Genomic DNA, 23,264 nt, shown 5'->3' on the forward strand with positions numbered 1-23,264 from the left:
TTACCTCCACCGCTTCCGCTCTACGACTTGAATACTCAGCACGAGGAATAGTGCCGACAAGGTAATGTAGAACAAAATATCCGGTCCGTGCAGTATCCCCTTAATCAGGTTATTGATACGCGCAGACAGGGAAAATGGAGTTAACCACTCCTGCAAACTAGAATTGGTAGCACCGGACATGAATGAATCCATCAGCCACAACGTTAACAAAATGACAAAGGCAATCACTGCCGCCACCATCTGGTGTTGTGACAAACTGGAAGCAAACAATCCAATCGCCATCATCGCTGCGCCAAGCAAAAAGACTGCCAGCACCGACAATCCGAGCAGCGTCAGATCGAGTGTACCAAAAAAGGACATAGTCAATGGATAGACCAGATTGCATACAATCAGTACGATGAGTAGTCCTAGCGAAGCGAGATACTTGCCGATCACAATCTCGGTTGCACTGGCAGGCGAGGTTAACAATAGCTCATCCGTACCCTGCCGGAATTCCTCCGACATGAGCCGCATCGTCAATAGCGGAACGACGATCAGCAGCATGAATATCGTATCCCCAAGTACAAGCCGGTAGTCGATAATGCTTGGCTGGTATACGACAAAGCTAACGTAGAACATCAGACTCGACAGCAGTACATAGACGGCAATGGCGAAGTATGAGGTCGGGTTCAAAAAGTACATCTGTAGTTCCTTGGAGCACACCGCCCACATTCGTCTCATTGAGCGTTGCCCCCTTTGTTGTCTTGTGGTTTGTGTGTATAGTTGACATGTTCTGACGATGGTTCATTAGGCAAAGATGACGTTTCATTGTCTTGCGTTTCGTCATCATCGGTAGTAGGTGCTGCTTGTTCCACCATAATATTCTTTTGAGATACACGTTCATCTAATACTGTAGATGTTTCCAATACCGACATCGGTTGAGTATTGGTTCTCTCCGCTACTTCTGGTGCTAAAACGGGCTGTGTATCCGTTTGTTCCACTGTTTCCGACACTGAGGTAGGCTGTGCATCCGTTTGTGCCGCCGCTTCTGTCGTCAGCTTCACGAATACTTCTTCCAGACTCATGCGCTCTTTGCGCAGTTCCAGAATGGGAATACGTGCAGCGCCGAGTGCCAATGACAGCTTTTCGCGAAAATCGGTATCGTCCGTTCCTTGTAGACGTACTTGAATCGTCTGCTCCTGCTGGTTATCCTGCGATAAGGTATAATCTGCCTGCGCCCATTTCCACGGATCAAGCAGCTTGCGTAGCGCCGCAGGGCGTGCCTTCACTTCTAGCGCGACTTGGAAAGTGTTGTTCAGCGAGCTATCGAGTTGGTTGGATGCGCCATCGGCAACTAGTTTGCCGTTATTAATGATCAGCACCCGATTGCATAGCGTGCTAACTTCCTGCAAAATATGCGTACTCAGCAGCACCGTATGCTGTTCACCCAGTTCGCGAATCAACTGGCGAATCTCTACGATTTGATTCGGATCAAGTCCCGACGTCGGTTCATCCAAAATGAGCAAATCCGGTTGGTGGATAATCGCCTGTGCCAAGCCGAGCCGCTGCTTGTAGCCTTTGGACAGTGAACGAATCAATTGCCGTTCACGACCTTGCAGACCGAGCCGGGTGATCATCTCGCTGATGCGTAGCTTTTGCTGGCGTGCTGGTACATCACGTAGATCGGCGACAAACCGTAGATACGATTGCACCGTCATATCGGGATACAGCGGTGGCGTTTCCGGTAAATAACCGATACGTGCCCGTGCCTTGCGCGATTGTTCATGCATGGGCATACCGTCGATCCAGATTTGCCCGGACGTAGGCGTGAGATAGCCGGTAATCATACGCATCGTAGTCGTCTTACCTGCGCCATTGGGACCGAGAAACCCGACAATCTCCCCACGCTCCATCTCAAAATCAATCCCGTCCACACTCCGCCGCTGGTCAAAATATTTGCTAACTTGCTGGACTTGAAGCATTGTTGTCATCTCCCCCTATCTGCACACATCCCGAACATACTCTCTTTCCGTTCGTGTCCGGTGATGTGGATGTATTTACAAAACACATTTTACTATACCGGATAAAGTATAAATTCAGCTTAAAAAACGATAAGGGGAAGCTTAAAAGGGCTGGAAGTGAAGGTTGATATGCAATTGGGTGGTGATTATTGGGGCATAGGGTGAAGAATGTAGGTGGTTAGAATGTAGGTAGATAGCAAAAACCAGCCGGGCAGGTGGAGAGAGCCTGCTAAGCTGGTTTTCTTTTTATATGTAAGATGGCTGTAGCTTTTGAATTCATCTTCAATGCGATAGTCTCCAAAATAATACAAATGTATAAAAAACAGCGATCAGATACAGCTGGATCCGATATTGCGAGCGTTGTTCTGCATCTGCTTGAATGTACATCATAATGCAAACAAGTAAATTAGGTAGGAAAATAAGAGCTGTCAAAACAATTGCTGTATGAAAATTTACTAACTTTAAGTTGCCTGCGATATAACTAAGGATAAATAGACCTACTATAAAAAAAATAAGCGTGATATTCTGCCATCGATCCATTGTTTTTTTGCTGATATGTTTGATGGCTTTGATCATATTCTTCACCTCATCTATCGGATCAGTTGAGCGGCTATACTTGGAATTGTTGCAGGAATTGGGGTTAAGATGAACTGATTCTAGAATAAGTTTTATACTTTTATTTTGTCCGAAAGATTAGATTCGGTAAATAGAGCCATCTTCCTAGAAGCTCCAACTGAAAATATCTACTTCGTTATGAATACAAAATTCACATCCTTTTTTACTAGCTTAATAAAACATATTGTTGTTGTTCTGAACAATCATATAGCAGTTTCGACAAAAGTGTAGATCTACTATAAGTTTCCTAAGTCTAAAGTTTAACATCAAAAAGGTTCTATTCGCCTGGGTAAAAAGGATGTATATTGTCGCATACCCCTCCATATTTGCTACAATTTATCGCTAGATAAAGCGATATACCAAAGAAGTCTATCTTATGCTATCGTAAGCACAAAATAGACCCCCTTTAAATAAAAATCACATATCCAAATTAGCCATCCATGTACAACCAATCAACCCTGCTTGCAATCCGACCGCATACTGAGTACATCCGACGTTCCCTGCTGTTGCAGATCCTCTAGCTCAACTTGTACCCGCGGCTTCCGATTCACCAAGCCAATCCCAGCAGCAATCAGCAGTAGCCCGGCGAATAGTGTCATCGTCACCATCTCATCCAGCAGGAATATACTAAATACATTCGACAGCACCGGAATCGCGAACGTATACGATCCAACTGTACTCGCTTCGCCACTGTTCAGCAGCTTGAAGTAGACCAACCAGCCACCTGCAATCACGAAGACCGAGATGAACAGCAGAATACTCGTAAACTGCGGCGTCCAGTGAATCTCTTGCCAGCTCTCCGTACCCGTTCCCAGCGCCAGCAGCACAACACCGCCTATCAACAATTGCATCGTGAGCGCCCACAAGGAATCAATGCGGTTACTCTGTTTCTTCATATAAATAGTACCAATCGCCCAACTCAATGCGGAAGCAATCGCCATGATGATACCGAATGGCGACAATTCACCTTCCAGACCGCCAGAGCTGATTACTGCTACACCAGCGAAGCCGCACAGCAGACCGATTGCTTTTAACATATACATCCGTTCGCCTAGCCACATCCAAGAGAATAATCCCAGCAGCACAGGTTGTAAGAACACGATGGTTGAGAACAATCCAGCAGGCAGATAACCGATGCCGATTGTTTGTAAGCCGTAGTATCCGATAATATTAAAAATCGCTAGCACCGCATAGATATGCCAATTGCGTTTCCATTGTAATGCCGAACGATTGCGCAATGCCAGCACCAGCAACAAGATACCGCCAATCATCGTACGCAAACCGGAAAATAGCAGCGGCGGTACATCTGGCAGCACCATTTTGGTCAGTGGCCAGTTGATGCCCCATATGCTCACAAGGAACAGAACGAGCAGCAATGTCGTTTTACGCGATAGCCCTTTATGCTCGTTGCCAGATGGCCGGGATTCGTCGCGTTTGAACGATCTTCTGCTCTCATCAATGAACTGGTTCTTGTATTGGTTTTGCGATGACAAGTCAGTTACGATGTCGCCGCTAGCCTGATGTTGTATAGAATGTACTGGTTCACCATGCCCGGAAGAAGCCGGATGGCTGACTGCATGTGTGGAATGTTGCTTCATACCGTTTCTCTCCTATCTATATGTTCATTTGTTTATATGCTTATGTTAACTTCTTTGATATGATAAATAAAATGAATCTTTTTCATAAAGGAGATAACTATTTTGTTATGACCATTACACAGATTATGATTTTCGTACGAGTTGCTGAAACGTTGAATTTTACGCAAGCTGCGCAGGAGCTGCATATGACTCAGCCCGCTGTCAGTCATGCAATCGCCAGTATTGAGAACGAGCTAGATGTACAATTACTGCTGCGTGACCGGAAAAAGGGTGTATTACTCACGGATGTCGGTCAGCGTGTTGTGCGCGAATTTCGGTCGATTTTGCAAAGTATGAATCGGGTCGAACAGCAGGTAGCTGCGGAAAAAGGATTGGAAGTCGGGACGATCACTGTCGGTGCATTTCCGTCGGCTTCAGCATATTTTCTACCTCCGATTATCCACGACATTCAGCAAAATTATCCGAAGCTGATCTTTGATCTGCACGAAGGTTCCACCAACGAAGTGAAGGAATGGGTGCATAATCGCCGTCTGGATGCGGGCATTATTTTGCTGCCGGATCCGCTAGTTGATGCTATTCCGCTTCACTCTGACCGGATGGTGCTGTTATTACCGGACGGGCATCCATTACAAAAGCAGTCGCAGATCACGATCCGGCATCTGCACGGGCAGGATATGATTCTGTGCAAAGGTGGGCATGAGGTGGCAATTCTGGAAGCCTTTGATCAGGAGAAAAGTCAGCTTACGATCCGCTTCACTACGCACAATGTCAGCACGCTAGTCAATATGGTGCGACAAGGATTAGGGATTGGCATCGTATCTGATCTGGCGCTGTCGATGTTCCCACACGAGCTGGCAGTCAAGCCGGTATATCCCGTCATTCAGCGCCAGATCGGCATTGCAGTGCCTTCGTTGGAGCAAGCTTCACTGGCAACACGATTATTTATTAAAACTGCACAGGAGCTATTTGTAACCGAATCGGTATGATACTGGTTCGGATTCTTTTTATTTTTGTAAGCGTTAACAAAAATGCATGGCATCTATATGTTATGTCGTTTATACTGAAGATAGTATATACAACAGTTGAACAACAGTTTGGCAAAAGATGCTCTATAATGTGCTTTGTCTGTCATTTATCCGTGAAGGGGATGTATATGCCGCATGACCACGTATTTTGATGAACCGCAGAGTATGTATTACCGTTTTGGAGAGGATCAGTCGCAGGTGCTGAAGGTGCTGGCGGAACGATATATTGGTGCGAATGCGCAGGCGGACTTTGTGTATCGCGCCTTTCAACGGGAAGGTATATTGCAAACGTCTTCCGGCTTGTACGATCTGAATCTTGGTGAGCGATTTCCAGAAGTTATCAAGGGGCAGCTTGTCTACGCCGCTGGACTTGTTTGGGGTGATGAGGAGCGCAATCTGGATGTGCTGCTGCGCTGTTATGGACCTGTGCGCTTTTTCTTTAACGGAGCGCTGCATTACCGTTCCAACGTTATGGATGAGCTAGAGCCTGATTCTACGGTGAAAGTGTCTATCGACATCAAGCCGGGCTGGAATACGCTGGTATTGGAAATGAAATATACGCCTGCCGGATTCGGCTGTCAGTTTGGCTCAGACGAAGGCAAGGTGCGGATTCTGAACGTGGTAGCGCCTTTTGCAGAACGCGCGGGACAGGCTGGCTGGGCGTATTCTGTACCATTTACACCAGAACGGCCAACAACAGCAAACTCACATTCGTCATCTGACGATGCGATAATTCTTGTACCAGAGTCATTGGATGTGTTCGGGCATGAGCAGGATAACGGTCTACAATGGCTGCCACGACAGTCATGGAATGAGCAGGAGCAAGCACTGCCACCCCTAGAGCGCATGTACGGACGTAGTGTACATCAAAGTGTGTATGCGTGGACGCGCATCAATCATACTGATCCTCAAAGTCATTCTATTCGTCTGCATGGTCAGGCAAGCGGTTCACTGCACATCTGGCTACAACAGCAGGAAGTGGTACGGTTAGAGCAAGCGGGAAACTTCGATGTGACTGTTCCTGTTCACTTTGGCTTTAACGACTTGCTAGTATGCAGCACATGTAGTGATACGGATACACCGTGGCAATTCACGGTACAAGCGCATAACAAAGAGCAAAACGTGCAACCGGAATTACCATGGCGGATTCGTGGAACGGGAGATGAGAATTGGCTATACGCTGGACCTTTTGCCAGCGGCGCGGAGCCGGCACCGGAATGGATGAACCGGATGGATCGGCTATATGACGGTGGCGGCAATTCCGTTTCCCAGCATACGTATTGGCGGTTGGATCGTCCGGGGACATGGATTCGACCGCATTACGAAAATGCCATGCTCAGCAACAAATGGACCGTCGGGCAAGTGACCAATTACGGACGCTGGGATTATCCACTCGGCGTAACCATTTACGGACTGCTTCAGGCAGGAGATTATCTGAATCGCCCGGATATTGTGCGTTATGCTGCCGAGCATGTGCAGTCATGTACACGGATGTACGATTATTCGCTCTGGGATCGGGAACAATACGGCTTTCCGGCAATTAATCAGCAGCTAGTCATGCTGAAAATGCTGGACAATTGCGGATCCTTCGGCTCGGCGATGCTGCAAGCGTATGGTGCTTGCGAAGAACCGACCTTCCTGCCAATTGCCGAGCGGATTGCTGACTTTATATTAACCCGGCTGGAGCGGCAGCCAGACGGTGCCTTTTATCGCAAATGTATCGGTGAGTATGCCGCCAATACGATGTGGGCGGACGATCTGTATATGAGCACGCCATTTCTCGTTCGGTATGCCAGATTGACTGGTCGCACGGAAGCACTGGATGAAGCAGCGCGCCAGTTCCTATTATTCCGCAAATATCTGTATATGCCAGAGCAGCAAATTATGTCGCATGTGTATGATTTCAAATACAATCAGGCGACGCAGGTGCCGTGGGGACGTGGTAATGGCTGGACGCTATTCTCATTATCCGAAGTGTTGGAAGCGTTACCGAAGCAGCATGCACAGCGCGGGGAATTGATCGCCTTTTTCAACGATCTATGTGCTGGATATGCCGCCTTGCAGGCAGATAGCGGGCTGTGGCATCAGGTACTGAATGAGCCGGATACGTATGAAGAAGCATCCTGTACAGCGATGTTCGCATACGGGTTCGCGCGTGGCGTTCGGTTTGGCTGGCTGCATGATCCGGGTATCTATACGGCTGCTGCACAAAAAGCATGGAATGGTCTAACTCGTCATGCGATCGACCGTCAGGGCAATGTGCATGGCGTATGCAGCGGCTCGCGGTATGCGTTTACCCCGGAATATTACGACCGCGATCTGCGTACAGTGACGAACGACAATCACGGGATTGGCATTATGATGCTCGCCGGAACGGAAGTGGCACGGATGAAGCAGCATCTGGGACAAACGATTGGCGTATCGGATGGCATCTTGTCATAGGATGATGCGTTTCTATAGCAATAGCCGGATATAACGAGAGAGCTTTCCCGTTCGTATCCGGCTGTTTGTCGTACTCCCATTCTTGTTGCCTATCGTATTATTTAAGACCTGAATCTCAAACTAGTTACCAATCTATATATCAAAGAACGTACACCAAGAAGCGTATTGCGAGATGAGAACGAATCACCAACTCGCTACAAACTTACAATGACGTGCCTACCGGATGAGCCGAGGATGGGGCAACAATCTGGACGTTCAGCTCCCCCTCCTGCACCGTCACATTTACCGTGCAACCGGGCAAAGCTTCCCCGGCGATCAACGCACGAGCGACCTTCGTTTCCAGTGCACGCTGAATGAATCGTTTCAACGGACGTGCACCATATGCAGGATCGAAGCCTTCCTCAGCAATCAGACTTGCTGCGTCATCGCTAATCTGTAGGTTGATCTGCCGATCATGCAGACGTTGACGTAATCCCTCTGCCAGCTTGAGCACAATTTGACGGATCTCACTGCGATTCAGCGGTTTGAAGATGACGATATCGTCTACCCGATTCAGAAACTCCGGTCGAAAATGACTGTTCAGTTCACGCAATACGGTTTGTCGTACCGATTCCTGAATATCGCCGTCACGCTCCATCGCATTCAGCAGGTGAACGGAGCCAATATTGGAGGTCATGATGACAATCGTATTTTTAAAATCGACATTCCGTCCTTGCGAATCGGTCAACCGACCGTCATCCAGTAATTGCAGCAGCAGATGGAATACGTCAGGATGCGCCTTCTCCACTTCATCTAGCAAAATAACAGAATACGGCTGACGACGTACCGCTTCAGTCAATTGACCGCCTTCTTCATACCCGACATAGCCCGGAGGCGCGCCAACCAGACGGGACACACTGTGCTTCTCCATATACTCGGACATATCGATACGGATCATACTCTCCTCACGGTCAAACAGGGAAGCGGCAATCGCTTTGGCAAGTTCGGTCTTGCCGACACCCGTAGGACCGAGAAACAGAAAGGAACCGATCGGTCGATTCGGGTCTTTGATTCCGGCGCGTGAACGAATCACTGCATCGGCAACAAGCTGCACTGCCTCCTCCTGGCCGACAACCCGCTCATGCAGCACTTCTTCCAGACGTAACAGCTTCTCACGCTCACCTTCCACCAGACGACTGACTGGAACACCCGTCCAGCGGGACACGATATCCGCAATTTCCTCCTCAGTCACGGCTTCGCGCAGCAGGCGTCCATCCTGATCGCTCTGTGCCGCTTCTTCTGCCTGCTTCAGCCGACGCTCCAGATCGGGGATGATACCATAACTTAGCTCGGCGGACTTGTTGAGGTCATATTCTTCCTGTGCTTTTTCCAGATCCAGACGCGCTTGTTCCAGTTGCTTTTTGATATTGTTAATATTGTCGATCACTTCTTTTTCCTTGTCCCAGCGTGCCTTCATCTCCAGCTGTTTCTCCTTGAGATTCGCCAGTTCACGCTGCAAATGCTCCAGACGGGACAAGCTCAGCTCATCGGTTTCTTTTTTCAAAGCGGCTTCTTCAATCTCCATCTTCATGATGCGGCGGGTAACTTCGTCCATCTCAGACGGCATCGAATCAATCTCGGTCCGAATCATCGCGCAGGCTTCGTCGATCAGATCAATCGCTTTGTCTGGCAGAAAACGGTCCGAAATGTATCGATCCGACAGCACACCTGCTGCCACAATTGCGTTATCGTGAATTTTCACGCCATGATGCACTTCAAATCGTTCCTTCAAGCCGCGCAAAATAGAGATTGTATCTTCCACATTCGGCTCGCTCACAAGTACCTGCTGGAAGCGACGCTCCAGCGCAGCGTCCTTTTCGATATACGTGCGATATTCGTCCAGTGTCGTCGCACCGATACAATGCAGCTCACCACGCGCCAGCATCGGCTTCAGCATATTGCCCGCATCCATCGCACCTTCTGTTTTACCAGCGCCGACAATTGTATGCAGCTCATCGATAAAAAGAATGATCTGCCCGTTGCTCTGCTTGATCTCACGCAGTACCGCTTGCAGCCGTTCTTCAAATTCACCGCGATACTTGGCACCTGCTACCAATGCGCTCATATCAAGTGAAAAGATCATTTTATCCTTCAAGCCCTCTGGTACATCTTTGCGTACGATACGATGCGCCAATCCTTCTACAATGGCTGTCTTACCAACGCCCGGTTCGCCGATGAGCACAGGGTTATTTTTCGTTTTGCGTGACAGGATACGGATGACGCGGCGGATCTCGTCATCGCGACCGATCACCGGATCGACTTTGCCAGCACGCACATCGGCGACCAGATCGCGTCCATATTTCTCCAATACTTCATATGTTGCTTCCGGGTCCTTGCTTGTAATACGCTGATGCCCGCGAATGTCTGATAATGCGGTCAATACAGTGTCGCGCTTCAAGCCATGCTGACGCAGCAGTGTGCGTACATCCCGATTGCCGCTATCGTCCACATCCAGCAGTGCCAGCAAGGCGTGCTCCACCGCCACATATTCGTCCTTCATCTCTGCTGCTTCCTGTTCTGCCCGGTTCAAGACAGCCAGCAGCCCTGCCGACGCATAGCGACTAACGGCTGTCGAACCGCTAATGCTTGCTTTGCGGCGCAGCTGTTCATCATTTTGCTGACGGATCACATGTGGCGAAACATTCAGCTTGTGCAGCAATCGAGGCAGTAAGCCTTCCTCCTGCTCCAGCAAGGCTTTGAGCAGATGGGCGGTACTGATCTCCTGATGTCCCATACTCGTTGCCAGCGATTGCGCCGTTGCTACCGCCTGTTGTAGCTTGTTGGTCAATTTGTTGTAATCCATACATTTTCATCCTTTCTATAGAGTAGTTATTATTGATTCATAGAAATTCTATCTTTATGAGAAATCGGCAAAATGCTGTATGGTACATTCGGCAACATGTCCGATTCACACATACAGCAGGGAAGGTATTTGGAGATAGCCCAATTGTTGTACAGCTATCGTATAGTAAAAGGCAGCTTCTTTCGTTCAGGATGCTACCCGTCTAGCAATTCAGAACAGATAATGTGTGGATTACGTGAATTACGTGATACCTGAGTTATACGATGTCTGGATTACGCGATATCTGGATCATGCAATGTCTGATGTAATTCTGGATTACGTAATGTCTCTATCATGAGTGCCTACAGGCTACAGATTGCGCTTCATCCTCGCCCGATAACGGCTCGTGCGGGACAATTCCTCGTACAGCTCGCGTTCGCGTACACTCAGATCAGTCGGAACGACAATTTCCACGCTGAGCATCAGATCGCCGTATCCGCTATCATCGTCTTTTAGCCCTTTGCCGGGAATCCGTAGCTTGCGCCCGGACTGGATACCAGCTGGCACCTTCACCCGCACACGAGATGTATCAGGCAACTGCACCTGAGCTTCCGATCCGAATACCGCTTCCCATGGAGCAATCTGCAACGTTGCCAGCAAATGACTGCCATCCAGTTGAAAGGTACCATGTGGGAGAATATGCAGTGTGATCAGCAGCTCGGTATCTATACTGATCCCGTTCGCGCCTGTTCCACGAATACGGATCGTACGGTCATTCTGAATACGTTCGGGAATTTTGACATGGATATTGGAGCTTCCTAATTGTACCGGCAGTTGATCGCCACGGTATGCCTGTTCTAGCGTAATATCCATCGTAGCACGCGTCGTACGCTGCTGCGATCCGCTATTCCAGTAATCACTGCCCAATCCGTTTGCCGCCTCGCCGAATATGTCATAGCCATTCATCCGCTCACCGAAAAACATATCAAATAAATCCTCATCCACAAACCCACGTCCAGCTCCGGTCTGTTGTTCGCGCCTTGCACCGGCTCCGCTATTGCTGCTACCGGATGAACGCTGCCCAGCTGATTGACCCGCGCCTGCTTCATATGCTCGGCGCGCCGATTCATATTGAAGCTGCTCATCGTATGTTTGACGACTCTTCTCATTACCGATGGTCTCGTACGCTTCGGTGATTTCTTTGAATTTGGATTCTGCCTGTTCATCCTTGTTCACGTCAGGATGCCACTGCTTGGCGAGTTTCTGGTAGGCTTTTTTGACCTCCTGCTTGGAGGCGGTAGATGATACGCCGAGAATATCGTAGTAACTACGGGACATCTTCTCCCTCCTTTCCACAACATAAACATACAGGTATAACGTAAGACATGGTGAAAAGGTGCATTTTTGTCGTATCTATCGACAACACACTTTGGTGAAACCACTTGATCAAGCAGTGGCATATACAATCACCAGCGATGCTGGTTTGTGATTGGAATGTATCTCTGATCTAGTCGAAAAGGGAAGCGTATCATCCACTAGTCTACCTATTTTTAAGCCAATTTACTAGTAGTCTAAACATGTGACGTTTGATCTTTATTGACTTTCAATTGTATGACTTAGCCCCGCTGCAACTAGGATCAAAAGCGAAATTCCTTCCTATTCCATCATGATCGCAGATGGAAGATATGATATCACCTATACCTGCATCGTATCCCTGTTTTTCATGGAATATTATGCTACTACTAATTGCTCGGAGCATGCCAACGTTTGCTCTTTTTGTAAGCTAGCGGTGTCATCTGCATCACATTGCGGAATCGCTCGATAAAATAGCTCGTACTGTTGAAGCCTACCTGATATGCAGCTTCGGTGACACTGCTCTCGCTCTGTAGCAGTATAAGACTTTGCTGAATTCGATAATCGGCAACATAATTCAGCGGTGTCGTTTTCAAGAAACGGCGGAAGTAACGACAGCATTCCGAACGGCTTAGTGATCCGACGCTCGCGATCTCGTCTAACGTTATCCGATCGGCATAATGCTGATGAATCCAGTGCAGCATCTGCTTTATACGCTGACTTTTGATCATTTCTGCTGGGCTATATTCAGGCTGGAAACCATGACTGATCAAGCTTTTCCAGATGGACGTCAGCTGTACTGCCAGCTCCATTTCAAACAAGGCAGGGCGCTCCTGCAAACATTGCCGAATCCTACGTATCGCTTGCTTAATACAATGTCCCCATGTCTGCTGCGGATCAATAAGCATATACGGTACATTCGTCGCTTGAATATACGGCTGCACGCAGCTAATGTACAATTCCTGCGTGGTTACAAAATGGGGCGCAACATTCAGGCAAATATATGTGCATTCATATCCACGTACCGCTTCTGCCATATGCAGACACCCGCTATTGATAAACAATCCCTCTCCTTCGCGTACATGCACCTGTTGATCCTGCACCTGAAATAACGCTTCCCCATGCGTAATCAGCACAAATTGCAATTCATCATGCCAGTGCAGCGGAATATAGCCCTGAGCATGCTGACGAATATGAGTCTCATAACAAGCAAGCGGCAGTGTCGTTGTCCGGTGCAGCGTCAATTCGCGGCGACTGCCGTTATCGATAGCAAAGCTGGTCGCACACATATGCCTCCACCTCAATCTAGTGTTATTTTCGGATGATATATCGGTATTCTTGAACGGCTTCTTTCCTTATCCTAATCATATCATTGTAGTTTAGAAGGAGAAATGATTATGATTCTGTCATCCAGAAGTAAAGGATTATTGCTGGTGATCATTGGAGCAACCTGCTGGGGAATCGGCGGTACAGTTGCCAAAAAGCTATTCGAACAATTTGCGGTCGATGTGAATTGGCTGGTTAGCACGCGCTTGCTGGCAGCAGGCATTCTGCTGCTGACACTGCAAGCTATACTTGGTGGTCGCTCTGCCGTCACCTCCGTTTGGCAACATAAATCGACGGCTGGGCGGTTAATTCTGTTCGGTCTGGCAGGCATGTTGGCAGTGCAATATACGTATATGGCATCCATTCAGCATGGTAACGCCGCGGTCGCGACGCTGCTGCAATATTTGTCACCTGTGATGATCATTATGTATTTGTTGCTACGTCGGCAAATGGTGCTCTCATCTCGTGATCTGATGATGGTAACGCTGGCGCTACTGGGCTGCTTTTTGCTGCTGACGAACGGTTCGCTAGCAGGCTTGACGGTACCGATCCCTGCGATCATCTGGGGTGTGCTGTCTGGCGTAGCAGCTGCATTTTATACCTTGTATGCCGCTGCACTTGTGCGGGAGCATGATTCGCTGACCATTGTCGGCTGGGCGATGATGATCGGAGGCTGCGGCTTGAGTATCCTTCATCCACCGTGGCAAGCGGACTTTGCCCATATGGCACCTACGATCTGGCTCTATATGGCGTTTATTATCATCTTCGGTACGATGATTGCCTTCTGGTTCTATGTCAAAAGTCTGCAATACTTGTCCGCACGCGAAGTCAGTCTGCTCGGTAGTCTGGAACCACTGGCGGCGGTGATTACGACAGTCTTCTGGCTACATACGCCTTTTGGGTGGTTTCAATGGCTTGGTACTGCATGCATCATCGGATTGATCTTGCTGCTGACGCTGAATCGTCAATTGACATAGATCCAATGGCATAAAATATGCAAAAAAACCGCGCAATCGTTGATCCATTGCGCGGTTCTTTTACTATATGTGCATACGTGTATATGTGTATTACATCATCATTCTATGATCATATCATGGTATGGAAAATATCATGCGATGAACAATACGCTCCATACATTATCCAAAATGCTGCTGCAAAAACTCCATCGTCCGCCGTGTATGGTACGGTCCGACATAATGCCCGTCAAATGGATAGACCGCAATGTCCTTCGGTGCGCGAATACGGTTGTACGCCGCGAAGATCGTTTCCGGCAAACAGACCATATCCTTTAGCCCGCAGGAGACAAGTAGCGGAATCTTCACCCGGTCACCCAGATTGAGCATATCAAAATAGCTAAGCGTTTGCAGCACCTGACCAAGATGCTCCGGGTAACGGCTTACAAATTGCGCCGCTTCTTTGAGCGAACTTTCCGAATTCAAAATCCCAAAATCCATATGGCACATATTCGGAATGTTAGCGACAGCAACCGCTGGAATCTCGCTAAGCGCCGCCGTAATCAGTGACAATCCACCGCCCTGGCTCGCGCCGTACACTGCAATCCGCGAAGCATCTACATCGTGACGCGCCGCTGCCCATTCTACTGCCTTCAGTGCATCGATCGTAATCGCCAGATAATAAAATTGCTCCTTATCCAGAATGCCCTGCGTCAGCCAGCCCGTGCTCATACCGAATTCTGACGGCAGACGATTGCCTGTCTCCCCGCCTTGTCCGCGTACATCAACAGCAAATACAGCATAGCCCATCGCCGCCCACTGGGCATATTCCTCTGGGTATCCTTTACTGCCAGTATATCCGTGGTACATCACAATACACGGCAAGGCTTCCTGCTCCTGCCCAGCTGGACGAACAAACCAGCCCGACAACGGAGTATCGTCAAATCCTTCATACGTCACTTTGAATGCCTGTACCGTTCTCATCGGTGTAGGTTGTTCTTCCACATGATCGTTTAGCGGCTTGTCACGAAACGTATCCAGCGTCCGGCTCCAGAATTCATCCAGATCTGCCGGTGCAGTCAACATCGGCGAATATTGCTCCAGATCGCGTATTCTGCGTGCAATCGCATGGCTTATCATCAGGTCAGGACTCCTTTATCATCAATTAAAATGGATCGGCAAGTACGTCATCTGGTTCATTGTGCGACTGCTCTGTATGCCAGCCTTATCACTTATTTGTTCAGCTTCACGATCCAGCCGGTAATCATACGGAAACAAAAGCTAAAAATCGCCGCCGGAATAAGCGCCACGATAAGCGTAAGCACGACACTACCGACACTAACCGTACCCGGGTTGTTACGAAACTCCAGTACGACCAACAAAATTGCCATAATAACATACCAGCCGATAAAATCGGACAGTCTAACATTGGATTTGATCCAGTTCATGCTTCTCCCTCTTTACTCCAGAATAAGCCTGCACCGCCGCAGCATGCCGGAGCGAAGGCTCAATATCCTCATGCTATCAATAAACGTGTAGGATGACAAGCCAGCATTGCCGTCTAAGTAACATTGCTGCAACCCGCATACAATCCACCCAATATTGCGTACACGCATTGGATGTAAATGGTAAAAAAATGCAACGCCTCTCCTATATCGTCGTAGTAAAGCGTAGACGTGAACAGCAGAGTCAACCGTTGTAATGAATTATGAAGGCGTAGTAGCTTATGCTTATCGCAACCCCAATACGATAGGCAATATAACGACTACCTCATGCAACAAACAATCACAATTTGTACATACGATACAACATATGCAGCTCACAAAAACAATAATGGAGGTGTCCTGATGAATACGTCTGGAACACGATTACAGCTTATCGATGCGATGCGCGGCTTTTCGCTGCTTGGCATCATCATGGCGAATATGCTCATTTTCCAATATGGCAGTTGGGGCTTAATCGATATACAATCAGCGTCCTTCACCCGTCTGGATCACATCGTCAACGGACTACTGGAAGTGTTGGTAGTTGGGAGTTTTATGCCGATTTTTGCTCTGTTATTTGGCTTTGGGATTGTGAAAATGAAAGATAGTCTGGAGCGAAAGCAACTGTCCCCATATACGCATCTGAGCAGACGCTTTTTGCTACTAATGTTGATCGGGATGGTGCATGCCTTTTTTATTTGGGAAGGCGATATTTTGACGTATTATGGGCTGTTTGGCTTTGGCTTGCTGCTGTATCTTCGCTGTCGTCCGAATACACTGCTAGTATGGACATACATCGGATTTGGCATATTGCTACTGATTGGACTGGTAAGCGTTATAATACCTGATCCGGGCAGCAGTATGGCAGAAGAGCAGTATTTGCAACATATGCTGACTGTGTATACTCAGGGCAGTTATCTGGATATTCTACTGCATCGTAATACAGAGACGCCGTTTGGCTCGTTCCCATTCAGTTTTGTGCTAATGTTTTTGCTACTTGCGATGACTTCGCTGCTCTATATTCCGATGTTCTGGCTCGGTATGTATATGGCGAAAACAGGTGTATTTGAGCAGGCAAATGCCAAACGTTCGCTGTATGCACGCGGTACGCTGATCTTACTTCCACTCGGTCTGATTCTCAAGGCGTTGCCGCTATTCATGCCAGTGCTGGAATGGGAAACGCTGGCGGTATTAGTGGGTGGTCCAATGCTAGCGATTGGCTATGTATTTGCTTTTGCATGGTTGTATGTCAACGTAGGTGAACGTCGCTGGATGAATCATTTTGCAGCAGTCGGGAAGTTATCGCTGAGCAACTATTTGCTACAAAGTCTGATCAGTACCACGCTATTTTATGGCTACGGTTTCGGCTGGTTCGGTCAGTTTGGCGTGGCGGCAGGTACCTGTGTTGCGCTAGCGATTTATATGCTGCAATGGCTGCTTAGCCCGTTATATGTCCGCCGCTATTCATATGGTCCGGTAGAAAAGCTACTGCGTATGTGGACGAATCTATCTCGCAGCGGACAGCCAAAAGCGGCTTTCTTTGAATAAAAGAAAGCCGCTTTGTCATCGTATATATTCATATTTGTGCCAGCTTGTATACATTACTGCAATGGCTTCACAAACCCGGTCGAGCCTGCCTCATAACCCATATGGCGGTAAAAATCATGCGCCCCATTGCGTTCTTCGCGGTTGCCACTATTCAGTGTCATTGCGCGTGCGCCCATCGTACCTGCCCAGCCTTCTGCCGCCTGAAGCAGCGCGCGCCCGATGCCACCACCGCGTACGTTCTCATCTACAACCAATGCGCCAATACGCACATGCGTACCATCCCGTTCAAAACGCATCTGATGAATAAGCCCGATCATCCCTACTACTTCACCGTCTGCTTCTGCCACATATGTTTGATAATCCTGATGATCTTGCAATGCCGTAAAGCGTCTACGTAAATCGTCCTCGGATACAGGATAACCAAGCTGATCCATTAGTATCGTCAATGTTGGAATATCTTCCTGATGCGCTTCGCGAATAACAAGTGTGTGCTGTTCCATACGGTGTGCTCCTTTGAATGATATTGGGTCGTGCGAAACGCTGATCTTTCTTTTATCCATCGCTTCTATGTAGTTCATAGCAGCATCTTACATGCAAGTTAATATAACGAGCCTGCACCATTCCATACCAGCAAACGTATACGTTTATCCGATTGTCAGACGTTCTCTACTCTATACCAGTAGCGATATCCATGCTGGAATCCGAGCTGCTCATACAGCTTGCAAGCCGGTTCATTATCTGCAATCACTTGCAAATACGCATATTGCGCGCCTATCTGCTCGCCCCAATTCAGCAATGCATGCACTGCATAACGTGCCAATCCCCGACGGCGATATGCTTCACCCGTCATTACATCATATATACCCACAAATTCCCCATCGCATACAGCTAGCGCACAAGCTGCCGGTTGCCCTTCCACATAAACGATCACACCTGCATAGGGACATTGACTGGCTTGTAGCAATTGCGGAATCATCTGCTGCGCTTGCTCCGACATGTCACCAATAGAGCCTGCCAGCTTGATCCATTCTAGTATAGCTTCATATTGAAAAGGAGTCTGATGGATACAATCCGTCTGAGTAGAACTGATAAACATTTTGCTGGTAGCTGCATTACTAATACTTACAACGCTCTCATCATTATGTTTGTTGTCCGGATGAAAATGATGGGCAATCTTCTGTATAGATTGATCTATAGCAGCATTGTTGGACACGTACGTATCCAGCCGCAACCACTGCACAAGTGAAATATCACATTTGTCATATCGCTGCTGCTCTAGTTCACGATCGAATGCAGCGGATACCTCATCCTCCGTGATTTTAACAATCGCTGGCAATTGCTGCGCATGATAATACGCTTCACATTGCGAGATGATATGCTGGATGTCTGCCAGATCGCCATCATAATTCAGCACACTCACGGAATTGGAGCGCTTGGTATAACCATTTGCTGTACGTAGTGCTAGCCCTTGCAGATTATACGTATGCAGCGTCGCCCATGTGCGAAGACTGCTCTGCTCTAATATCCGATGAAACTGTTCCATTATGTATACCTCCTTCACATTGTACATTGCCGTTATATGTACATACCACCTCACTCACTTCATAGTGATATCACATATTTACAACAACCGATTGACAGAACGATCAATAGAATAAAAATTCACTTTAATGAATAAAAATAATTATAAATATACTCGTAAATTGCCATACCAGCAAATATTTTGTGTAGAACAAAGTAGGTAAGCAGCAGCTCTCATATTCTCCAATTTCTACGATCCAAGTTACAAAATTTGTATACCACAGTGCAAAAGAGTATAATAGAGTCATCCTAATATGTAAATAAATATATATAAAATAATGGAAATTGTAATATTCCACTGTTTCCGCATTTCAATATCTGTAAGGAGGATATGTATGAGTCAGACAAAAACGAAGTACGCCAACTATATCCCGATGCGAGAATTGAACACAACAGAGAACCAATTATATCCATTTCATGCGTATAGTGAATTACTAGAGCAAACGCCCGTCCGCTATGATGAGCATCGCCAATGCTGGGATGTATTCCGATACGAAGATGTGCAATATGTACTCAAACATCCAAAAGTATTTTCCTCTCAGCGCAACCGTAGCAATCAGAGCCTGTTATACATGGACCCACCGAAGCACAAGCAGCTGCGCGATCTGGTAAATCAGGCATTTACTCCGAAAAAAATCGAACAGCTAGCACCACATATTCAGAATATCGCTGACGATCTGCTGGCTCCGCATCTGGCAAATGGTACGATCCCTCTGGTGCATGAGCTGGCTACCCCATTGCCTGTTATCGTTATTGCCGAACTGCTCGGTGTACCAACGACAGACCGGGATGCGTTTAAGCACTGGTCAGATCTATTAGTTAAAGGCGCACGCGACGATAGTGAAGAAGCGTTCCAAGAGTTAATGGAAGAAAAAACGCGTGCTCATGAAGAGCTAGAGCAATATTTTGGTGAAATCGTCAATCAACGTCGTGAACAATTAAAAGACGATCTAATCTCCCTGCTCATTCAGGCAGATATCGAAGGGCAGCAATTAAACGATATGGAGATTATCCGTTTCTGCATTCTGCTGCTGGCAGCCGGTAACGAGACGACGACCAATTTGATTACAAATGCAGTGCGTATTTTGTCTGAACAACCGGAGCTTCAGCAGCAATTGCGCGAGCACCCGGAATGGATTCCGACGACTGTGGAAGAAACATTGCGGTATTATCCGCCAATCGTGGCAATCGGTCGGGTTGCCCACGAGGACGTTGAGCTGCAAGGTCAACATATCCAAGCAGGGCAGCAAGTAATCTCATGGGTCGGTGCTGCCAACCGCGATGAACGCAAGTTCCCGCAAGCGGAAACCTTTATCCCGAATCGCAAGCCAAATCAGCATATGGGATTCGGCTTCGGTATTCACTTCTGCCTCGGCGCTCCACTCGCCCGTCTGGAAGGTCGGGTCGTGCTGCAAACGCTGCTGCGTCATATGGAGCAGATCCAGTTGGTAGAGGATGTTCAATTGAAGCCGATCCAGAGTGCATTTGTATTCGGCGTACAAGAATATCCCATCACATTCAAGCCGCTTAACCCGTGAGCTGGTTAATTATGACGATCGATTGTAGAGCAGTCTAGTCACTTGCTGCATGTTGTATCGTGCATATGTATCGTTTGGTGAAAATGCCGTTTTGCTCTTTGTGAGTAGAACGGCGTTTCTTTTTACTAATGTAGTCTGTACAATATCGCTCACATGTACATGTACGATCCGTGCTTTGTATTCTTTTTCCCGCTCTACTCTACGTATAACCAACTTATTAACGAATATATAAATATGTCCATAATCGCATTTTTCAGAGGATCTATCTTAGCGTTCCCATTCTCAATACAGACCCAACATCTTGGTAAAGATTTGATGAACATACAGGACTATTCGCTTATTTTTGGCTGTTTTTATATATTTTTAGCACATATACTCATCATTCGCCTGTGTTCGATCCCCATTACATAAGGGCAAACACTTGCCTATACATCCTTTCACCCAGCCATTATGGGGCAAGTTTAGCCAAACTTGAAACATGTAATGTTACAGGTTACAATCAAGGCATTCCGGTAGCTATAGCTGACCGATACCTTTTGAAGGAGTGATCTGAATGCCAAGAAAAACATCCGTTTTGCTGAGTATGTCCCTCGCTTCCGTTCTAACGCTGACTACGGTCGGTACCGCAGGAGCTGCTGCGGCAGATAGTGCCAACTGTCCATCCGTGAATGCTGTATCTGTAAAAACAAAAGCAGCTACTGCTCCCGCTCAACAAACCCAGCAGCAAAAAGCACAAAAACAATTAACACAAAACAAACAACTCGTACTGAATATGTTTAAAACGATTTTCACTGAACATAAGCTTGATCAGGCTAGCCGCTATATTGCTACCGACTACATCCAGCACAACCCGCTCGCTGCTAATGGGCGTCAAGCATTTGTCGACTTTTTCCAACCATTTGTCAAACAAAATCCAGATTATAACGTAGAGGTCAAACGGATCATTGCGCAAGGTGACCTTGTATTCGTACACAGTTTGGCGAAAACAACCAAAACAGATCGCGGTATGGCAGTCGTGGATATTTTCCGCGTCAAAAACAATAAGGTCGTTGAGCACTGGGATGTCGGTCAAGCCGTACCAGAAACGTCTGCCAACGACAACACGATGTTCCCACTGGCTGGTACACCAGTACAAGTCAAAGCTACCAGCACCAAGCAAGTTGCCGCCAATGTGAAGCTTGTAACGACATTCTATAATGACTTTTTCAATAAAAAAGATGGAAATGCGCTCACCAAATACGTAGCCGAGAATTATATCCAGCATAACCCTACCGTTCCGACCGGACGTAAACCGCTGGAATCGTTTATCCCTATGTTAAAACAAAACCCGGATAGCCAGAACAAAATCGTACGTGTCATTGCTGAAGGCGATATTGTAGCACTACATGTACATTCCACAGCCAACAAACAAGACCGCGGCTCTGCCGTCGTCGATATTTTCCGCGTAGCCAATGGCAAAATCGTTGAACACTGGGATGTGATTCAAGAAGTTCCAGCGCAATCGGCGAATAATAATACAATGTTCTAACGATGCGTTGGGAGTCGAATGAGACTCTGCTTCCTTTCATTTGCAAAGATAGATAGGATTCACGAATAGACCTGTTTGTTCCGGGCATACAATTGCTGCCTGTAGAACAAACAGGTTTTATTCCATTCAAGTAGAGATGGATAGAACAATTAGGATAACAAAATCGTCTGTTAACGAATAAACCGATTGGATGTAAACAGCACTATCTATATCTTTTATAACTATAATCAATAACGTATAAGTTAATTAATAGCTATAGCCTATCAATCAATAGGATGCAAGTATTTGACCCTACAACGATTCCAGCGTAAAGTGAAACTCGTTCTTACATACTCCATGGAACTCAAACCAGCTTCACCGGAAAGGATGTTGTTCATGCTTACTCAGTTGCTAGCTACGATGTATCAGGTATTTCTGCCCATCTCTCTACCGGTGATAGGTGGCGTATTATTACGACGGTTTCGCGGACTGGATACGAAGCCACTAGCAACGTTATCGTTGTATGTGCTCACACCGTCCATCGTATTCACTACATTGCTGCATGCGGATATTTCGCTTGGTGATGTAGGGCATACGATTAGCTTTTCATTACTTAGTCTCGTTATTTTGTGGCTGGTGGCGATTATGTTGAGTCGGGTGCTTCAGCTCAATCCACAGGAGCAAGCCGGGCTGACGATGATTTCGACATTTACGAATTGTGTCAATTACGGGTTGCCGCTCGTATTGTTGGCTTTTGGTCAACTTGGCTTGGATAAAGCTTCAGTGTATGTGATCGGGCAGATGATTATTGTGAATACAGTCGGGGTGTTTTTCGCGGCTCGTTCTCATTTTTCGGTACGTCATGCGGTGTATTCGGTCTTTCGGTTGCCTGCTATTTATGCGGCGATGATAGCGACCATCCTACGGCTAAATGGATTATCACTCCCAACGGCGCTGGATGAAGGATTTGCGATGTTAGCTGCTGCTTATTCGCCGGTAGCACTGGCAGTTCTTGGTGCACAAATGATTCATGTCGGTGTGACCAACGTCAATGCCAGCAGCAACGATCCCGCCCAGCTTGCTGCACAAGTTGCCCCTACTCGCCGTGCCTTATGGGCAGGTTTGAGTTTGCGCATCATAGCGGCTCCGCTATTATCTTGGCTGCTTCTCCGGTTGCTTGGCATTGATGGAATCTTGTTCAATGTGCTGTTTATTTTGACTTCTATGCCGACAGCGGTGAATGCGGTCATTCTGGCAGAGCAATTTGGAGCTGCACCTCGTCTGGTGTCCCGCTGCATCTTATGGACAACCTTAAGCTCGATTGTTGTATTGCCTGTGTTGATTTACCTCCTTCAATAACAAACAGGTTATACAGTATGATGAACAATGAGCCACGACAACACTAACTAGATGCAAAAAAGTAGGATACCACACATAGCGGAGTATCCTACTTTTTATATACAACGTATATAG

General features: G+C 47.3%; 18 protein-coding genes. 7 read left to right on the forward strand and 11 right to left on the reverse strand.

The features are described from left to right. The 4 genes from ACE3MZ_RS18545 to ACE3MZ_RS18560 all read right to left on the reverse strand — a co-directional run bounded on the left by ACE3MZ_RS18545 (position 1) and on the right by ACE3MZ_RS18560 (position 4,213). Positions 1-720, reverse strand: coding sequence for an ABC transporter permease (locus ACE3MZ_RS18545; RefSeq protein ID WP_411343591.1), 720 nt, complete (start codon positions 718-720; stop codon positions 1-3). Further along, entirely contained in the window at positions 717-1,961 is a 1,245-nt protein-coding gene (locus ACE3MZ_RS18550) for an ABC transporter ATP-binding protein (protein ID WP_411343592.1), read from the reverse strand. The genes ACE3MZ_RS18545 and ACE3MZ_RS18550 overlap by 4 nt, the downstream gene beginning before the upstream one ends. A gap of 321 nt (positions 1,962-2,282) precedes the next feature. Beyond that, positions 2,283-2,576 (reverse strand): hypothetical protein, encoded by a 294-nt coding sequence (locus ACE3MZ_RS18555; RefSeq protein WP_411343593.1) that lies wholly within the window; start codon positions 2,574-2,576, stop codon positions 2,283-2,285. A gap of 491 nt (positions 2,577-3,067) precedes the next feature. Beyond that, entirely contained in the window at positions 3,068-4,213 is a 1,146-nt protein-coding gene (locus ACE3MZ_RS18560; protein ID WP_411343594.1) for a DMT family transporter, read from the reverse strand. 107 nt (positions 4,214-4,320) lie between these two features. Here ACE3MZ_RS18560 and ACE3MZ_RS18565 point away from each other — a divergent pair, with 107 nt between their 5' ends. Further along, positions 4,321-5,199, forward strand: a complete 879-nt coding sequence (locus ACE3MZ_RS18565) for a LysR family transcriptional regulator (RefSeq protein WP_411343595.1) — start codon at positions 4,321-4,323, stop codon at positions 5,197-5,199. Between the two features lie 174 nt (positions 5,200-5,373). Then, the gene (locus ACE3MZ_RS18570) at positions 5,374-7,680 is read left to right on the forward strand and encodes a glycoside hydrolase family 105 protein (RefSeq protein WP_411343596.1); all 2,307 of its coding nucleotides are present in this window, start codon (positions 5,374-5,376) and stop codon (positions 7,678-7,680) included. 202 nt (positions 7,681-7,882) lie between these two features. On the opposite strand, the gene clpB is transcribed toward ACE3MZ_RS18570, so the two are convergent. The 3 genes from clpB to ACE3MZ_RS18585 all read right to left on the reverse strand — a co-directional run bounded on the left by clpB (position 7,883) and on the right by ACE3MZ_RS18585 (position 13,143). Continuing rightward, positions 7,883-10,522 carry an ATP-dependent chaperone ClpB gene (gene clpB, locus ACE3MZ_RS18575; RefSeq protein ID WP_411343597.1) on the reverse strand — a complete coding sequence of 880 codons (2,640 nt, stop codon included), beginning with the start codon at positions 10,520-10,522 and terminating at the stop codon, positions 7,883-7,885. A gap of 348 nt (positions 10,523-10,870) precedes the next feature. Continuing rightward, positions 10,871-11,839: a DnaJ C-terminal domain-containing protein gene (locus ACE3MZ_RS18580; protein WP_411343598.1), complete on the reverse strand. Its 969-nt coding sequence runs from the start codon at positions 11,837-11,839 to the stop codon at positions 10,871-10,873. Positions 11,840-12,243: 404 nt separating this feature from the next. Next, positions 12,244-13,143, reverse strand: coding sequence for a helix-turn-helix domain-containing protein (locus ACE3MZ_RS18585; protein ID WP_411343599.1), 900 nt, complete (start codon positions 13,141-13,143; stop codon positions 12,244-12,246). A gap of 108 nt (positions 13,144-13,251) precedes the next feature. Here ACE3MZ_RS18585 and ACE3MZ_RS18590 point away from each other — a divergent pair, with 108 nt between their 5' ends. Then, positions 13,252-14,157: an EamA family transporter gene (locus ACE3MZ_RS18590; RefSeq protein WP_411343600.1), complete on the forward strand. Its 906-nt coding sequence runs from the start codon at positions 13,252-13,254 to the stop codon at positions 14,155-14,157. Positions 14,158-14,316: 159 nt separating this feature from the next. Here ACE3MZ_RS18590 and ACE3MZ_RS18595 read toward each other — a convergent pair whose 3' ends face one another. Together ACE3MZ_RS18595 and ACE3MZ_RS18600 are read right to left on the reverse strand one after the other, a co-directional pair. Next, a complete protein-coding gene (locus ACE3MZ_RS18595; RefSeq protein ID WP_411343601.1) occupies positions 14,317-15,273 on the reverse strand; it encodes an acetylxylan esterase in 957 nt (318 codons plus the stop codon). 92 nt (positions 15,274-15,365) lie between these two features. Next, positions 15,366-15,581: a hypothetical protein gene (locus ACE3MZ_RS18600; protein WP_411343602.1), complete on the reverse strand. Its 216-nt coding sequence runs from the start codon at positions 15,579-15,581 to the stop codon at positions 15,366-15,368. 399 nt (positions 15,582-15,980) lie between these two features. Here ACE3MZ_RS18600 and ACE3MZ_RS18605 point away from each other — a divergent pair, with 399 nt between their 5' ends. Further along, positions 15,981-17,165, forward strand: a complete 1,185-nt coding sequence (locus tag ACE3MZ_RS18605) for a DUF418 domain-containing protein (RefSeq protein ID WP_411343603.1) — start codon at positions 15,981-15,983, stop codon at positions 17,163-17,165. A gap of 53 nt (positions 17,166-17,218) precedes the next feature. Here the strand turns inward: ACE3MZ_RS18605 and ACE3MZ_RS18610 are convergent, their stop codons facing one another. Both ACE3MZ_RS18610 and ACE3MZ_RS18615 read right to left on the reverse strand, forming a co-directional pair. Further along, a complete protein-coding gene (locus tag ACE3MZ_RS18610; RefSeq protein ID WP_411343604.1) occupies positions 17,219-17,665 on the reverse strand; it encodes a GNAT family N-acetyltransferase in 447 nt (148 codons plus the stop codon). Positions 17,666-17,820: 155 nt separating this feature from the next. Continuing rightward, a complete protein-coding gene (locus ACE3MZ_RS18615) occupies positions 17,821-18,708 on the reverse strand; it encodes a GNAT family N-acetyltransferase (RefSeq protein ID WP_411343605.1) in 888 nt (295 codons plus the stop codon). 373 nt (positions 18,709-19,081) lie between these two features. Between ACE3MZ_RS18615 and ACE3MZ_RS18620 the strand changes: the two genes are divergently transcribed. From ACE3MZ_RS18620 to ACE3MZ_RS18630, 3 genes are all read left to right on the forward strand, one after another. Further along, positions 19,082-20,284, forward strand: a complete 1,203-nt coding sequence (locus tag ACE3MZ_RS18620) for a cytochrome P450 (RefSeq protein ID WP_411343606.1) — start codon at positions 19,082-19,084, stop codon at positions 20,282-20,284. Positions 20,285-20,837: 553 nt separating this feature from the next. Further along, a complete protein-coding gene (locus tag ACE3MZ_RS18625; protein ID WP_411343607.1) occupies positions 20,838-21,812 on the forward strand; it encodes an ester cyclase in 975 nt (324 codons plus the stop codon). Positions 21,813-22,187: 375 nt separating this feature from the next. Further along, positions 22,188-23,150, forward strand: a complete 963-nt coding sequence (locus ACE3MZ_RS18630) for an AEC family transporter (RefSeq protein ID WP_411343608.1) — start codon at positions 22,188-22,190, stop codon at positions 23,148-23,150. Positions 23,151-23,264 lie beyond the last annotated feature (114 nt).

This window comes from Paenibacillus sp. WLX1005 (assembly GCF_046603685.1).
Classification (GTDB): domain Bacteria; phylum Bacillota; class Bacilli; order Paenibacillales; family Paenibacillaceae; genus Saccharibacillus.

Coding starts and splice junctions, on each gene's coding strand:
- ACE3MZ_RS18545 (WP_411343591.1), bottom strand. CDS start 720: ATGAGACGAATGTGGGCGGTGTGCTCCAAGGAACTACAGATGTACTTT.
- ACE3MZ_RS18550 (WP_411343592.1), bottom strand. CDS start 1,961: ATGCTTCAAGTCCAGCAAGTTAGCAAATATTTTGACCAGCGGCGGAGT.
- ACE3MZ_RS18555 (WP_411343593.1), bottom strand. CDS start 2,576: ATGATCAAAGCCATCAAACATATCAGCAAAAAAACAATGGATCGATGG.
- ACE3MZ_RS18560 (WP_411343594.1), bottom strand. CDS start 4,213: ATGAAGCAACATTCCACACATGCAGTCAGCCATCCGGCTTCTTCCGGG.
- ACE3MZ_RS18565 (WP_411343595.1), top strand. CDS start 4,321: ATGACCATTACACAGATTATGATTTTCGTACGAGTTGCTGAAACGTTG.
- ACE3MZ_RS18570 (WP_411343596.1), top strand. CDS start 5,374: ATGACCACGTATTTTGATGAACCGCAGAGTATGTATTACCGTTTTGGA.
- clpB (WP_411343597.1), bottom strand. CDS start 10,522: ATGGATTACAACAAATTGACCAACAAGCTACAACAGGCGGTAGCAACG.
- ACE3MZ_RS18580 (WP_411343598.1), bottom strand. CDS start 11,839: ATGTCCCGTAGTTACTACGATATTCTCGGCGTATCATCTACCGCCTCC.
- ACE3MZ_RS18585 (WP_411343599.1), bottom strand. CDS start 13,143: ATGTGTGCGACCAGCTTTGCTATCGATAACGGCAGTCGCCGCGAATTG.
- ACE3MZ_RS18590 (WP_411343600.1), top strand. CDS start 13,252: ATGATTCTGTCATCCAGAAGTAAAGGATTATTGCTGGTGATCATTGGA.
- ACE3MZ_RS18595 (WP_411343601.1), bottom strand. CDS start 15,273: ATGATAAGCCATGCGATTGCACGCAGAATACGCGATCTGGAGCAATAT.
- ACE3MZ_RS18600 (WP_411343602.1), bottom strand. CDS start 15,581: ATGAACTGGATCAAATCCAATGTTAGACTGTCCGATTTTATCGGCTGG.
- ACE3MZ_RS18605 (WP_411343603.1), top strand. CDS start 15,981: ATGAATACGTCTGGAACACGATTACAGCTTATCGATGCGATGCGCGGC.
- ACE3MZ_RS18610 (WP_411343604.1), bottom strand. CDS start 17,665: ATGGAACAGCACACACTTGTTATTCGCGAAGCGCATCAGGAAGATATT.
- ACE3MZ_RS18615 (WP_411343605.1), bottom strand. CDS start 18,708: ATGGAACAGTTTCATCGGATATTAGAGCAGAGCAGTCTTCGCACATGG.
- ACE3MZ_RS18620 (WP_411343606.1), top strand. CDS start 19,082: ATGAGTCAGACAAAAACGAAGTACGCCAACTATATCCCGATGCGAGAA.
- ACE3MZ_RS18625 (WP_411343607.1), top strand. CDS start 20,838: ATGCCAAGAAAAACATCCGTTTTGCTGAGTATGTCCCTCGCTTCCGTT.
- ACE3MZ_RS18630 (WP_411343608.1), top strand. CDS start 22,188: ATGCTTACTCAGTTGCTAGCTACGATGTATCAGGTATTTCTGCCCATC.